Source organism: Eggerthella sp., assembly GCF_048329335.1.
Taxonomy (GTDB): Bacteria; Actinomycetota; Coriobacteriia; order Coriobacteriales; family Eggerthellaceae; genus Eggerthella; species Eggerthella lenta.
Genome location: NZ_DBFEGU010000167.1, coordinates 1 through 14,269, shown reverse-complemented (window position 1 = coordinate 14,269; position 14,269 = coordinate 1). Strand labels below are relative to the sequence as shown.

General features: G+C 63.0%; 8 protein-coding genes. 5 read left to right on the top strand and 3 right to left on the bottom strand.

Features of this window, described 5'->3' with window-relative positions; genetic code table 11:
- Positions 1–2,239 (bottom strand): peptidase (locus ACMO6A_RS05445; RefSeq protein ID WP_418470875.1); only part of this gene is annotated, 2,239 nt, incomplete at its 3' end.
- 676 nt (positions 2,240–2,915) lie between these two features.
- Complete coding sequence (locus tag ACMO6A_RS05440; RefSeq protein ID WP_015759992.1) at positions 2,916–4,544, bottom strand: helix-turn-helix transcriptional regulator; 1,629 nt, start codon at positions 4,542–4,544, stop codon at positions 2,916–2,918.
- Between the two features lie 246 nt (positions 4,545–4,790).
- Between ACMO6A_RS05440 and ACMO6A_RS05435 the strand changes: the two genes are divergently transcribed.
- The 5 genes from ACMO6A_RS05435 (at position 4,791) to ACMO6A_RS05415 (ending at position 10,231) form a co-directional block, all read left to right on the top strand.
- Complete coding sequence (locus ACMO6A_RS05435; RefSeq protein ID WP_015759993.1) at positions 4,791–7,220, top strand: DMSO/selenate family reductase complex A subunit; 2,430 nt, start codon at positions 4,791–4,793, stop codon at positions 7,218–7,220.
- A gap of 30 nt (positions 7,221–7,250) precedes the next feature.
- On the top strand, positions 7,251–7,865 hold the full coding sequence (locus ACMO6A_RS05430; protein ID WP_015759994.1) for a 4Fe-4S dicluster domain-containing protein: 615 nt from the start codon (positions 7,251–7,253) through the stop codon (positions 7,863–7,865).
- A gap of 170 nt (positions 7,866–8,035) precedes the next feature.
- The gene (locus ACMO6A_RS05425; RefSeq protein WP_015759995.1) at positions 8,036–8,686 is read left to right on the top strand and encodes a 4Fe-4S dicluster domain-containing protein; all 651 of its coding nucleotides are present in this window, start codon (positions 8,036–8,038) and stop codon (positions 8,684–8,686) included.
- Positions 8,683–9,342: a Tat proofreading chaperone DmsD gene (dmsD, locus tag ACMO6A_RS05420; RefSeq protein WP_015759996.1), complete on the top strand. Its 660-nt coding sequence runs from the start codon at positions 8,683–8,685 to the stop codon at positions 9,340–9,342. The genes ACMO6A_RS05425 and dmsD overlap by 4 nt, the downstream gene beginning before the upstream one ends.
- Positions 9,343–9,352: 10 nt before the next feature.
- Positions 9,353–10,231: a dimethyl sulfoxide reductase anchor subunit family protein gene (locus ACMO6A_RS05415; RefSeq protein WP_009607929.1), complete on the top strand. Its 879-nt coding sequence runs from the start codon at positions 9,353–9,355 to the stop codon at positions 10,229–10,231.
- A gap of 2 nt (positions 10,232–10,233) precedes the next feature.
- Here the strand turns inward: ACMO6A_RS05415 and ACMO6A_RS05410 are convergent, their stop codons facing one another.
- A complete protein-coding gene (locus tag ACMO6A_RS05410; RefSeq protein ID WP_035584147.1) occupies positions 10,234–14,025 on the bottom strand; it encodes an EAL domain-containing protein in 3,792 nt (1,263 codons plus the stop codon).
- Positions 14,026–14,269: the final 244 nt, after the last annotated feature.

Genomic DNA, 14,269 nt, shown 5'->3' with positions numbered 1-14,269 from the left:
CCTCGGAGGCAAGAGACGTTGCTTCCTCGTCCAGGTCGGACGCGAGCGCGACGGGGGAGGCGAGCAGGAGGTTCAACGCTGCCGGAGTCGGCGAAGCTGATGCCGACGCCAAAGACGCCGCCCTCGTTGAAACCGCCTCGTTGCATTTGACCGTTCCGCCGGTGATGACGGGCGCCTTGACGGAGCTGGTGATAGCCGCGACCCGACCGGCTCCATAAGTGCCCGGACCGCCGACGGCGTTGATGGTGCCCCCGCTGATCTTGATTTCCCCGCACGAGTCGCCGACACTGCAACCTATGGCTGCAGACAGGTCGCCGCCGTGCGCGTTCACTATGCCGCCGCTGATGGTGATGGAGCCGCACGAGCCGTAATGGTCCGACCCGATGCCAGCGACGAACTTGGAGCCTTTGGCGGTAACCGACCCGCCGCTGATGGTGATGGACTTGCTCGCCGTGATCGCTGCGCTTCCACTCGACTGACTGAGCGCTTCGACAGTGCCTCCGGAAACAACGAGCTTTCCTGCAGTAATGCCATTACCGCCCGTTACTCCCGAATGAGCGAGAACCGTGCCGCCCGCTATCGAGATGGTCGTGTTCGGCTCTCCCAGGATGCAAGGCTGACGACCTGTGCCTGCTCCCACGGCATTCAAGGTTCCCTTGCCGTTGATGGTAAGAGACGAGGTGCCTCGAACCGCCACCCCCGGCGACGCCTCCAATCTGTGGCCGCATATGTAATTACTTCCCACCAGCGTGAGCGTCACGTTCGAGGATTCCTCGATTGAAGCCGCAACGCCGCTCAGATCCTGAAAGCGCAGCGCGTGAGTACCTTTCCTCACGATCACCTGATTGCTTACGGGGAAGGAGGTAAAATCTGCGGCTCCCGTGACAGCCAGGTACCCGCTGTAGCGCGTCCAACTCACTCCCCCGTCGAGGGTGTACTGCGGAATGCCCTCCGAACTCACATCGACGATGAGCTTGCAGCCCTTTTTTTCGTGCATGCTGACGACGGGGTTTTCAACAGGCGGGTCGGGAATGGCCAGATGAAGCGTGTATCCGGCTTCGGCAGAACCCTTGATCGTGCCTTCGTATACGTTGCCGGATTCGCTAAAGCTCATCTTGACGGAGCTGCCGTCCTTAAGCAGGTTTCTGTCGAGAAAAAGTCCCAGATCGCCGTCGTCCATCCAAGTGGCGAAGCCGTCTACGATGTAATGCTTGGCATCCACCCACCGATCGCCTCTGACAAAGACAGGGCCTTTCTCACCAAAACTGGCTCCGAGCAGATTCTCACCTGCCGCCAAGCCCGACACCAGAACATACGCGGAACTGGGGAAGGAGCCGCCCTGATCGACGGCGAGCGTCGTGTTGGCGGGCGGGCGCTGCGAGAGGTGAATGTTGCCGCCGCCGGTGACGATGCTTTTCGCGGTAATGTCGCAAGTGCCTGAGGACTGCAAGGTCACCGTTCCCGAAAAGAAAGACACCGACCCCGTTGCATCCACAGCGCTCGAGGTCGGGTCGCCGAGGGCAGGGGCGCCGTTGCCGCTTCGCGCGGTTACGTTGCCGGGTTGCCAAAACTCGATGGTGCCGCAACTTGAAACCGCGCTGTCCGCACCGATGGCGGGAGCCTCGTATCCTCCCTGCGCTTCCAGACTGCCGTAGAGATCGCCTTTGAAAATCAGATGAGCCTTACCAGGTGCGAAAATTGCGGGATACCCGCTCGAACCGGAAAGCTTGTTCGAGCCATACAGCCAGAGCGTAAGCTGCGCAGCCTGCGTGTCGCTGCCGATTTCAATCGCCGCGTGATTGGCGCGCGGCTCGTTGATGGTAACGCCGTTGAGAAGTATCGTATGGGTTCCGTTGAGCACTTGCACGTTCGTGCCGCTGCCTGCCGTTCCACCGATCGTCACGTTGCCGGAATAGGACGTCCACGTTGCCTCGTTGTCCTGGCTGTATTGGAGGTTCGAGCCGGAGTCCTTCAAGAGGATGGAACCGTCCTTCAGGTCGAGGTGCGGCGCATTCTCTATGGGCGCCAAGGCTGCCACCTCGGGCGGGGCTTCCTCGAGTGGGGCCGCGTCAGGGAGAGTCGCATCCGCCTGAGCCGTTGCCGCTGGCTCGTCTTCAGCCCAGGCGTAATGCGCGGGAGCGAACTGTGCTCCCGCCATGAGTGCAAGCGCCGCGGCGAGTGCGAACGCGCACAGCTTCCGTCCGGATATTGGCGATTCGACATGCGATGCAGCGTTCATGGCAGCTCCGATCAGGGAAACGTGCGGCGAACCCAGATGGCAAGAAGTATAGCATGCGATCAGGTGAGACTTTGCTGAGGGGCGGTCTTGATTACGTCGCGAGAGCTCGCCCGGTGCGTTTTCGCGCGTTCGTCCCGCTGCGTGGAAACGGCGTTGGAACCGCGTGCAAGGCGCGTGGAATCCGCGTTGGAAACGATGGCAAGGCGCGTGGAATTTGCGTGGGAGCGGCGTTGGAAAAGGGCAAGGTCGGGAAGGTTTTCCATGGTGATGCGTGCCATGGAAACGTGGAACGGGCTCGCTATACTTATAGATACGGATTCGGTCCGGCGGCTTGGTGCCTCTCCCTCTCATATTCTAGATGAACGGAGGTGATGACCATGACCGTTTTGGATTTGCTGGTGTTGGCTGAAGTGCTTATGAGGCTGATGTCCCGAATCATCGAGATTTTCCTGATGATAAGAGACGCGCTCCAAACCCGCAAGGGAAAGGAGCGCTCACAGTAAACCCAAACCGCCGAAGCGATCCGAGAGCCGTGGGGAGTTAGCGCTCCCTGCGGCTCGCCCTTATTATACAAAAACGGCCGTGCTCCGCAAGGAGAATCGATGTACAACAATCGGGGTCGCGCGCGACCTTAGGCAAAGGGTCTCGAAGCGGGCTTCCGCGCACTGCAGCGTTTCTATTCCTGCAAGTCGTTGGGGTCGAAGGACTCGATGAGGTCGAGCAGCTCCTGCTTCTTGTGGATGTCCAGCTTCGCGTAGATGCGCTTCGAGTGCGTGCGGATGGTGTTCTCGGTGACCACGAGATCCTCGGCGATGCGCGCCACGGTGTTGCCGCGCGCGATGAGCTCCATGACCTCCGTCTCGCGCTCGCTCAGACGGTAATGCTGCTGCAACAGCGCCGCCTGCTTCGAGATGCGGTCGAGGTACACGCGCTCCTCGCGCTTGCGTTCGCGCTGCGGCTTGCGGCTCGCGCGAGGCGGCCGATCGCCGCGCTTGCCCGCCTTCTTCGGCACCGCGTCGTCGGGCTTTTCGCCCTCCGCGTTCGCCCCTGCAGGCTTCTTCTCGGGCGCATGCGCGCGTAGGGCGACCAGCTCGATGCTGGCCGCGGCATCGCTGTCGTGTTTGAAGATGCGGCGGAACCCGCCCTGTCCGATGAAGTACATGAGCCCCAGCAGGTACACGGCCACGAGCGCCACCACGGCGAGCGGCGCGATGCCGATGATCATGGTCTGCTCGGCGAACGTGCCGCCGATGAAGCCCACGTCGTGCAGCGCGTACACGATGCCGCCGAAGAACCCGTAGATGAACACGGGGTTGATGCCGCGGTCGCGCGAAGCTTGCGCGCATTGAATCATCATGAGCATGATAGCCACGCTGTACACGGCGTACAGGCCGCCGGCCAGCCAGCGCGCGTACTCCTCGGGCAGAAACGGCAGCAGCAGAAACGAGGTGATGACGAACGGGAAGAAGACGCGGTAGGCGCCCACCACGTTCACGCTGAGGTTCTTGAACTGCCACAGCACCAGCAGCGATATAGCCGCGGTCAACGATCCGCCCATCGACAGCACGTTCACGAGTGATCCCACCGCCGGCTCGCCGATGGCCAGGGAGCGCATGATGCCCGTGCAGAACCCCAGCGCGCCCACGCATAGCGCGCTTCGCCAGTAGTCGTTCACCAGGCGCTGGTACACGAGCGGATGGTCGCGCGGCACGTCCTGGAACATGGCTTGATCGAGGTCGATCTCGCGGCTTTTCAGCACAATGGTCAACCCGAATAGCGGCAGGAACACGAGCGGGATGAGAAACGCCGTCACCGCTTGCGGAATAAGGTACAGCGAGAAGTACAGCACCGCCGCGTATAGGGTACCCTTGATGAGGTCGCGGTTGCCGGTGTCGGAATCCTGGCTGGCGAACAGGCGTTGCCACAGCATGTAGAAACCGGCCGACCCCAGGCCCAGGAGCGCGCCGCCGCTGACGACGAGCGGCAGCGCCCATGCGTCCAGATAGATGGCCGCGATGAGGCAGCACCATCCCAAAAGGTAGGGCATGGTGGCCAGCCGTACGATGAATGTGCGCGTGGGGCCGGGGAAGAAGTACGATCCCAGGGCGCTGGCGAAGTAGCTGAACGAGAACACGAGCGATTGCGCGAGGAAGAACCAGAACACGATCTCGGTGGTTTGGAACTCCATCGGAAGAAACGGGAACACGCCGCCCCATACGCCCGCGGCGTTGATGGCCAAGAACAAGCCGTAGCCGAGCGAGGTGATGTTCGGCTTCATGATGCTGACGATGGTGGCTGCGTTCAAAGATCCTCCCCCGAGACCGCGCGCATATGCGGTTTTTCCGTTCCCGCACACTGTTCCCGTTGCATCAGTATAACGGTATTGTCAGAAGTATCGTGCGACGCATTACCCAAAGTGCTGTCTTGTGACCTGGGGAAACGATAAGTTCGCATATTTTATGTGACACGGCGGTCGCGGGGGAGTGCCACAATGCGAGGCGTTCCGCCCGGGAAGCGGAGCGCCAGACGAGAGAGGAAAGAGGGAGGGACCATGACGAACATGTTGGAGAACGCTCAGGTGTCTCGCCGCACGTTCATGAAGGGCTCGGCGCTGGCCGGCCTGGGTGCGGCCGCGATGGGCACGGGTGCCGTGTCGCTGTTCGGCTGCTCGCCGAGCGCCGACGGCGCGAAGGGCGGCGACGCCGCTGCGACGCAGGCCGTCGAGGAGACCACGACGTGGGGCCACTGCGCCATCAACTGTCCCGGCCGTTGCAGCCTGAAGTTCCACGTGCAGGACGACGAGGTCGCCTGGGTGGAAACCTACACGAGCAAGGACGCCGGCTTCGACGAGGTGCAGCCTCGCGCCTGCCTGCGCGGTCGTACGTACCGCCGCTGGCTCGCGAACCCCGACCGCATCAACTACCCCATGAAGCGCGTCGGCAAGCGCGGCGAAGGCAAGTTCGAGCAAATCTCGTGGGACGAGGCCGTTGACACGATCGCCAGCGAGCTCAAGCGCATCATCGACGAGTACGGCAACGAGTCCGTGTACATCCCCTACGCGACGGGCGTGAGCTCCACGACGGCTCGCTCGCTGCCGCGTTTCATGAACTGCATCGGCGGTTGCCTGGGATCGTACGGCGACTACAGCGCCATGCAGATGGAAATGATCGTGCCTCACACCTACGGCGCATCGGGCTTCAGCGGCAGCACGCTCAACGCCGCCGAGGACGCCGCGCTCATCCTCGCGTTCGGCACGAGCCCGACCGAGACGCGCCAGGGCGGCGCCGTGTCGCACTACGACTGGGTGCATCTGCGCGAAACCACGAAGGGCAAGATGATCTACATCGACCCCCGCATGAACGATTCCGTCATGGGCCGTTCCGCCGAGTGGCAGCCCATCAACCCCGGCACCGACGCCGCGCTCTGCTCCGCCATCGCGCACGAGCTGATCGCGAACGACCTGGTGGACAAGGAGTTCCTGGACACCTACTGCGTCGGCTACGACGAGGACACCATGCCCGAGAGCGCCAAGGGCCAGAGCAAGTCCTACAAGGACTACATCATGGGCACCGGCTACGACATGGTGGAGAAGACCCCCGAGTGGGCCGCCCCCATCTGCGGCATCTCCGCCGACCGCATCAAGGAGCTGGCGGCCGAGATCGGCGCTGCCAAGCCGCTGTACGTCGTGCAGGGCTGGGGCCCGCAGCGCCGCAGCAACGGCGAGCTGAACTGCTGGTCCATCATGATGCTGCCGCTGCTGACCGGCCAGGTCGGTCTGCCGGGCACGAGCAACGGCTGCCGCGAGGGTTCGTACTCCATCAGCCTGCAGTCCCTGCCGGCCGGTGACAACCCCATCAAGGCGAAGATCCCCGTGTTCCTGTTCACCGAGGCCATCGACCATGGCACCGAGATGACGGCGCTCAACTCCGCCGTGACGGGCGCCGACAAGCTCAACCAGAACATCAAGTGCATGCTGAACTACGCCGGCAACTGCCTGACGAACCAGCATGGCGACATCAACTACGCGCACGACATCCTTGCCGACGAGAGCAAGTGCGAGTTCATCGTGGTGTGGGAGACGGCCATGACGGACTCCGCCAAATACGCCGACATCCTGCTGCCCGACCTGTTCCGCTTCGAGCAGGTGTCGCAGATCGGCACCGGCGGCGACAACGCGTACATGATCAGCGGCCAGCCGTGCACCACGCCGAAGTTCGAGCGCAAGACCCTCTACGATGCCCTGACCCTCATCGCCGACAAGATGGGCGTGAAGGAGCAGTTCACCGAGGGCAAGACGCAGGAAGAGTGGATCAAGGAGCTCTACGAGAAGACGCGCGAGAAGGACACCGAGCTGCCGACGTACGACGAGGCCATGGAGATGGGCGTCTACACGCGCAAGAACCCGAAGGGCGCGACCATCGCGTTCGAGGCGTTCCGCAACGATCCGGCGGCCAACCCGCTGGACACCCCTACCGGCAAGATCGAGATCTACTCCGAGACGCTGGCCGGCATCGCCGCCACCTGGGAGCTTGGCGAGGAAGATCTCATTTCGCCCATCCCGGTGTACACGCACGGCTTCACCGAGACCGACGTGCCCACCGACGAGTTCCCCTTGCGTTGCAGCGGCTTCCACTATCGCGGTCGCACGCACTCCTCTTGGGGCGGCATTGAGCTGCTCAAGGAAGTCAACCCGCAGGAGGCGTGGATCAACCCCGCCGACGCGAAGGAGCGCAGCATCAAGCAGGGCGACAAGATCCGCGTGAAGAACGCGTTCGGCGAAATCGAGCTGCTGGCGAAGGTCACGCCGCGCGTGGTTCCCGGCACGGTGTGCATCTCGCAGGGCGCATGGCACGACGCCGACATGTACGGCGATCGCGTCGACAAGGGCGGCTGCATCAACACGCTGACGACCCATCGCCCGTCTCCGCTGGCGAAGGGCAACCCTCAGCACAGCAACATCTGCCAGGTTACCAAGGCGTAGGGCGACGAGCCGCAGAAAGGGTGATATACCATGTCTCAACAGGCATTCTACTTTGACGGCACGCGCTGCACCGGGTGCAAGACCTGCCAGATGGCGTGCAAGGATTACAAGAACATCGATCTGGGCATCTCGTTCCGCCACGTGTACGAGGTGACCATCGGCGACACCGTGAAGGACGCCGACGGCATCCTGACCACCACGTGCGTCAGCTATCCGCTGTCCATGTCGTGCAACCACTGCGATTCGCCGATCTGCTTCGAGAAGTGCCCGCAGAGCGCCATCATCAAGGACGCCGACACGGGCCTCATGTCCATCGACGAGGAGAAGTGCATCGGCTGCGGCACGTGCGCCATCGTGTGCCCGTACAACGCGCCGAAGGTGGACGAGGAGAAGAAGAAGGCCGTGCGCTGCAACGGCTGCGCCGAGCGCGTGGCCGCGGGCGAGAAGCCGGTGTGCGTGGAGGCCTGCCCGGCCCGCGCCCTGGACTTCGGCACGGCCGAGGAGATGGCGAAGATGGGCGAGCGCGGCAACATCGCTCCGCTTCCCGACCCGTCCGAAACCACCCCGAACATCTTTATCAAGGCATCCGCGGACGCTCAGCCGGTGGGCGCGGCGGAAATCGCCAACCCGCTCGAGGTCGCGTAGCAGGACTGTTCGCGTACGACGCCACGGCCCCTCTTCCCTCCGTGAGGGGCTCGTGGCAATCTGCGGCGCGAGGCGCACGTCTTGGCGGGGTACGCTAAAATACAGCGTACCCCGCTTTTTGGGATAGGGGGAGCGCTTGCGGTTCCGTGTTGACGAGAGGAGGTCGCCACATGTCCCAGCAGGCTTTTTTCTTCGATGGAACGCGTTGCTCAGGGTGCAAAACGTGCATGTTCGCCTGCAAAGACGCCTACGACCTCGACGTCGGCACCGCCTACCGCCGCGTGCTCGAATACACGGGAGGCGATACGGTTCGCAACGGCGACGGCACCTTCGGCTCCACCTGCTTCTCGTACAACGTGTCGGTGGCGTGCAACCATTGCGACGATCCGGTGTGCGTGCGCGTGTGTCCCACCGAGGCCATGCACAAAGACGAGCAGACCGGGCTGGTCAGCGTCAACGACCGGCACTGCATCGGCTGCGGATACTGTCATCTGTCGTGCCCGTATAGCGCTCCGCGCGTCGATCGCGTAAAGGGGCACTCGGTGAAGTGCGACGGCTGTATCGAACGCGTGGCCGTGGGCGAGAAGCCGGTGTGCGTCGAGGCCTGCCCGGCTCGCGCGCTGGACTTCGGGCCGGTCGGCGATATGGAGAAGCTCGGCGAGCGCGCGGCCATCGCGCCGTTTCCCCGGCCCGAGGCGACCGTGCCGAACCTGTTCGTCAAACCGTCCGCCGATGCCCGTCCTGCGGAATCGAAGGACGGCGTCGTGGCGAACCTGTTGGAAGTTGGATTTCGGGCAACCGATAAGGAGATCATGGAATGAGCGAAGAAGCAACCGTGCCGCTGTCCGAGGATGTGCGCGAGGCCATCGCGTTCGTCGGCGAGACGCTGGGGCCGTTCTACCTGCAAGACCCGGTGAAGGGCGATGCCGGCCCGGCCTTCGCGGCCATGGCCGCGATCGACGTTGCGCAGGCCGCCGTGGAGTGGCCGTTCGTCGACGAAGCCGAGGCGCGGTGCGACCTCGATCTCATGCGCTCGGGGTTGGCGGAAGGCATCGACGCCGACGGCCTGGTGTGGGAATACCGCCGCCTGTTCATCGGTCCCGCGCCGAAGCCCGCGCCGCCTTGGGGCTCGGTGTACACGGATCGCGAATGCGTCGTGTTCGGTGCGACCACGTTGGAGCTGCGCGCGTGGATGCGCTCTCACGGCATCGCGCGTCAGACGGACGACAAGACGCCCGAGGATCATGTGGGCCTCATGCTGGTGCTCATGGCCTGGATCGCGCGCAACCAGCCGCAGGATCTAGGCGAGTTTCTGCGGCTGCATCTGCTCACCTGGTCGTCGCACTTCCTCGACCAGCTGATCGAGGCGGCCGGCCAGCCCTTCTATGAAGGTCTCGCGCGTCTCACGAAGGCTTCGCTCGAAGGCATTCAGGCCGAGTTGGGCCTGGACGTCGTCTACCCGAGGTTCTACCGCTAGGATAGCCTGCATGATTTCAGGATTCGATACCGCGCTCGGCGAGATTACGCTCGTGCTGTTCACGACGTTGGCACCGTCGGGCGTGGTTGCGTTCATCTGCATGGGGCTTCCCGTGCTGGGGCGCGGCGCGTCCGTTGCCCTGCGTCAGCGGCTCAACGTGTTCTTGGGGTTGCCCCTCGTGGTTGCCATGGTGGGTCTCGTCGCCTCGGCCACCCACCTGGGCAACCCCGCTAACGCGCTGTACGTGTTCCTTGGGGTGGGACGCAGCCCCTTGTCCACCGAGGTGTTCTGTGCGGTGGTGTTTCTGGCGCTGGCCGGATTGTATTGGCTGTACAACTTCGTCGAGCATCCCAAACCGCAGTTACAGCGAGCGTGGCTCGTTCTGGCCATGCTGGCGGGCGCGGTGTTCGTGGCTGCGGTGGGCTGCGCCTATGCCGCCGACACCATAGTGTCGTGGCACACGGTGTACGTGCCGCTCAATTTGATGCTGAACGCGCTGGTGGGCGGCCCCATACTCGCCATCGCGGGGCTGCGCGCCGCGGGTTACGAGCCGGTTGAAGGCCGTATGGGACGCGTGCTGACGATGGTGGCCGCTGCGGCGTTGGCCGTGAACGTGGTGACGTTCGGCGTGCAGGGTGCGGATTTGGCCTCGATCGAGAACTCGTATCTTACGGCGGCGGAACTGGTGCCCTCGTACGGTTTGATGGTATGCGCGTTCGGCGTGCTTGGCATGGCGGGCATTGGCCTGGACGCCGTCGAATTGTGGCCTCGACGGGTTCGGCTGTCGGTCGGGCGCGCGGCGGGAGCTGCCGTGCTCGTGCTGGCCGGCATCTTCGTCATGCGGTTCGCGTTCTACATGATGCACATGACGGTGGGTCTGGGCGTATAAGCCTAGGAGTCCTTGTCCGCCTCGAAGAAGCAGAAGTGCGCCTTGCCCTTCGATTTCGCTCGATACAGCGCGCGATCGGCGCGCTCGTACACCGTCTTGAACGCGATGCCGTCCTGCGGCACCATGGCGATGCCGGTCGACACCGACAGCTCGATCACGCGGTTGTCGGGCAGCGTCGCGTTCCAAGGGCCTTCCGACAGCTCGACCAGGCGCCTCTCGATATCGTCGCGCTCCATGTCCTCGCAGTACACGACGAACTCGTCGCCGCCCCAGCGGCAGATAAGGTCGCCCTTCCTGAACGCACCGCACAAATGCTGCGCCACGTCGGCCAGCACCGTGTCACCCGACAGGTGGCCGTAGCGGTCGTTCACCTGCTTGAAGTCGTCGAGGTCGATGATGGCGAACGCGCCGCGGTAACCGCGCTGCAGCGTGCGCTCCAGCGCGTTGGCCATGCGCACCGAGGCGCTTTGGCGGTTCAGCAGGCCGGTCAGCGCGTCGTGCTCGGCCTTGTCCTCCAGATCGAGCTCGCGACGCTTGCGCTCGTCGATGTCGGTGACCGACAGATAGGCGTACACGTAGCCGTCTTCCTCGAGCTGCACCATGCGGTAGCTCAGCTCCATCCAGCGTTCATCGTCGTTTTCGCCGAGTCGGTACTCGAGGGAGTCGTTGCGCTCTCCGTCGGCGAAACGCTGCAGCATGTCGTCGAAATCGAGGAAGTTCTCGATGGCTTCTGCGTCCTGGCTTGGGCCGATGTATTTGCCAAGGCGGTCTTCGAGCATGCTGCTCGACCAGTCGTCCAGCGAGATTCCGGCCCAATAGCGCCATGCGCGGCGATCGGCCGAGTTGAGGAAGCTCTTCGTGTTCACGTTGATATACCAGTGATCCACCGCGGCGCCCTTGAGGATGTCGAGCAGCCGGTTGTCGTCCGAGCGCGTCAGTTTCGCCCGCGAATCGTTCAAAGGATCTTCCAGGTAGCCGATGACGCGGGCGGGCTTGCCGTTCGCGTCTGGCACGATCTCGCGTTCTATATGCAGCGTCAGCGGCTCTCCCGTATTCGACCATACCTTGATCGTGCGAGAGGCAGGTCTGCCCCATAACGTTTCGCGCGACAGCCTCCGCAGGACATTGCTCACGTCGTCGCCCAGGCTGGCGGTGTCCTCCTCGTCCGCCGAGGCGGCCAAAAGGGAGGCGATGCCGTTCGACGAGAGGTTCTGGAACGACAGTCGGTCGGAAGCGATGTCGTACACCCACACGTTCAGATCCGATTGCTGAATGATGCGATGCAGGACCTCGTCTTCCAATTCGAGCACCGCCTGCGACTCGCGCAGCTCGTCTTCCTGCTGTTTCTGCTCGGTCACGTCCGCCAGCGAGGCGAAGAAGATGGTGCGGTCTTGCTCGCGGCGCAGGAAGAAGGCGCGCATGCGCATCCACATGATCTCGCCGTTCAGTCGGTACCGACGAAAGGTGGCTTCGGCTCCCGTGACGGGGCGCTCGTACGCTTCGGCGAACATGCTTTGTACGAGGGGCAGATCGTCGGGGTGCACTTGGCGTGAGATCCGGTTCTGTCGTTCGCGCAGATCGATCGAGTTGCATCCGGTGACGTGGTAGTACTCGTTGTTCACTTGCAGCAGCTCGAAACGGTCGGCGTACACGGCGTACACGGCTAAGCCGCCGATCAGGTTGTTTACAGCAGCGCGGCTTACCATGTCGTCGTGCAGCAGCGCGTTCACGTCGATGAGCTCCATGCTGGGGTTCAACACGCCTCGGTAGTCCACGATGCCGTCCTGCGACAGCAGTTGCTCGAGCGCCTCGGTAGACATGGGACGGTAAAAGTAGTAGCCCTGCGCGTAATCGCAACCTATGCCTTGCAGGAAGTCCACCTGCTCCTTCGTCTCGGCGCCCTCGGCGATGATGCGCAGATCCATGAATCGAGCCATGGACACGATGGCCTCAAGGATGCTTTCGCTGCGTTGAGACTGATCCTGTCGAGCGAGGAAGCCCATGTCGATTTTCAAGATGTCGACCGTGATGTCCTTCAGCATGTTGAGCGAGGAATAACCGCTGCCGAAATCGTCCATGAGGATGGTGAAGCCGAGTCCTTTGAGACGGGCGACCGCATCGGCCATTTTCTCGTCTTCTGCGTACGCGCTTTCGGTGATCTCGAGCTCTAGCAGGCGATGGTCGAGGTCGTATCTTGAGACCAGGCCTTCCAGCGCTTCGACCACGTCGATGGCGTACAGGTCGGCCCGGGAGATGTTCACCGATACGGGAATGGGCACACCGCCGCGATCAATCCATGAACGGATATGGCGGCACGCTTCCTCCCATACGTACAGATCGAGGCTGGCGATGAAGTTGTTGCGCTCGAGCACGGGGATGAACGCGCCCGGCATGACGATGCCGCGCGAAGGGTGCTGCCAGCGCACGAGGGCTTCGAGGCCCACGATGCGCTCGGTGCGCGTGTTGCATTGCGGTTGCCAGTGCAGCACGAACTCATGGTTCGTCAGCGCGCGCTTCACCTCGAGCAGGATCTTCGCCTCGGTCTCCATCTCCTCGGTCATCTCGGCTTCGTACCAGGCGATGCGCTTGGTGTAGGCGCCTTTGACGGAGTTCATGGCGATCATCGCATGGTCGCAGGCGGTGACTACGGACACGTCCGGGCTGTCGATGGCGCACACTCCGAAAGCGGGCTGGAACCCGATGGTGTCCTCGGAATCGAACGGCTCCTTCTTCAGCTCGCTTTCCACGCGTTTTTCGTCGATCAGGCCGTGAGGCAGCAGCAGCGTGAAATCGTCGCCGCCCAGGTAGCCGGCTATGCCGCCGTGCTTACGGGCGATCTCCCCGATACGTGAGGCGATGGCGCGCAAGATGGCGTCGCCTGCTTCGCGCCCATGCCACTCGTTGTATATTTTGAAGTGCTCGATGTCGATGTACGCTGCATCGTACGCGATGTCGGGCATGTCGGCTACCAGGTGTTCGGCTTTGTCGTAAAACGTAGCCGCATTGTACAGGCCGGTCAGCTGGTCGCGTTCGCGCAATAGCTGGATTTGCGAGCGTTCTGCCTGATCCGTGCGTCGCTGCATCTCTTCTTCGATGTCCGCGATGAAGCACATGACCACGCGCTCGCCGCTTCCGCCGCGCTTGACGGGTGCCACGGTCAGCGACGTCCAGCTCCATGCCCCCGATTCGAGGTGCTTGCGGAACTCTCCGCGCAGTGCGCCGCCTGCTTGTTCGATGCGGTCGAGCAACGTGTCGAAATCCCAGAACGCATGGAAGCGATCGCGGTCTTCGGGGTGGATCATGCGGTCGCGCACGTCGGGGAACATGTCGCTGATGCGTCCCTCGAGCGGAGGCGTCGTGAATTTTCCGGGCTCATGGTAGAGAATCTTGTATGCATCGTCGGTGAGGTTGAGTTCGAACAGCTCATCGTAAGATGACGGCTCGCTCAACGACGTGAACAAGCTGCGGCTGTGCTCGTCGACGGGATGGCCGGAGAACAGCACGCAGGGGCCTTCGTTGAACCAGTCCAGCTCGAGGCAGGTTATCTCGTACCAACTTCCCGTGCGCGCGCTGTAGATGACGCTTTGCGTCGCGTGCTCGTTCGACTCGGCGTTCCAGGGGCAGTCCTTGCACGGTTCGCTTTGCCCGCGGAAGCATTCGTAGCAGAGTTCGCCCACTCGTCCACCGGGGAATACACGACGGGCCGCACGGTCGAGATACACGACGCGATACGATTGGTCGATGACATACGTATGGCCTTGCGTCGAGGCGCTTTTTCGTCGGCTGCCCGGCATCGGATCTCCTGTCTCAAGCTCTTTGATCCATTGTAGGGCTTCGGCGACGGGTTGGGTTCGGCAGGCGCAAAATGATGCCATGGTCTCCGGTTGTTCGTCCGTGTGCGGACGCCCACGAGGCGTCCGCGCCGGCTTTTCCGACGACGTGAACGGGAAAAGAGGAGATGGTCGGGATCGGGGCATGAAGATGCCCGGCGGTCCGCGATAGGGGGAGGGGCGGACGGCCGGGCCGATGGGTCGATCT

Coding starts and splice junctions, on each gene's coding strand:
- dmsD (WP_015759996.1), top strand. CDS start 8,683: ATGAGCGAAGAAGCAACCGTGCCGCTGTCCGAGGATGTGCGCGAGGCC.
- ACMO6A_RS05410 (WP_035584147.1), bottom strand. CDS start 14,025: ATGCCGGGCAGCCGACGAAAAAGCGCCTCGACGCAAGGCCATACGTAT.
- ACMO6A_RS05415 (WP_009607929.1), top strand. CDS start 9,353: ATGATTTCAGGATTCGATACCGCGCTCGGCGAGATTACGCTCGTGCTG.
- ACMO6A_RS05425 (WP_015759995.1), top strand. CDS start 8,036: ATGTCCCAGCAGGCTTTTTTCTTCGATGGAACGCGTTGCTCAGGGTGC.
- ACMO6A_RS05435 (WP_015759993.1), top strand. CDS start 4,791: ATGACGAACATGTTGGAGAACGCTCAGGTGTCTCGCCGCACGTTCATG.
- ACMO6A_RS05430 (WP_015759994.1), top strand. CDS start 7,251: ATGTCTCAACAGGCATTCTACTTTGACGGCACGCGCTGCACCGGGTGC.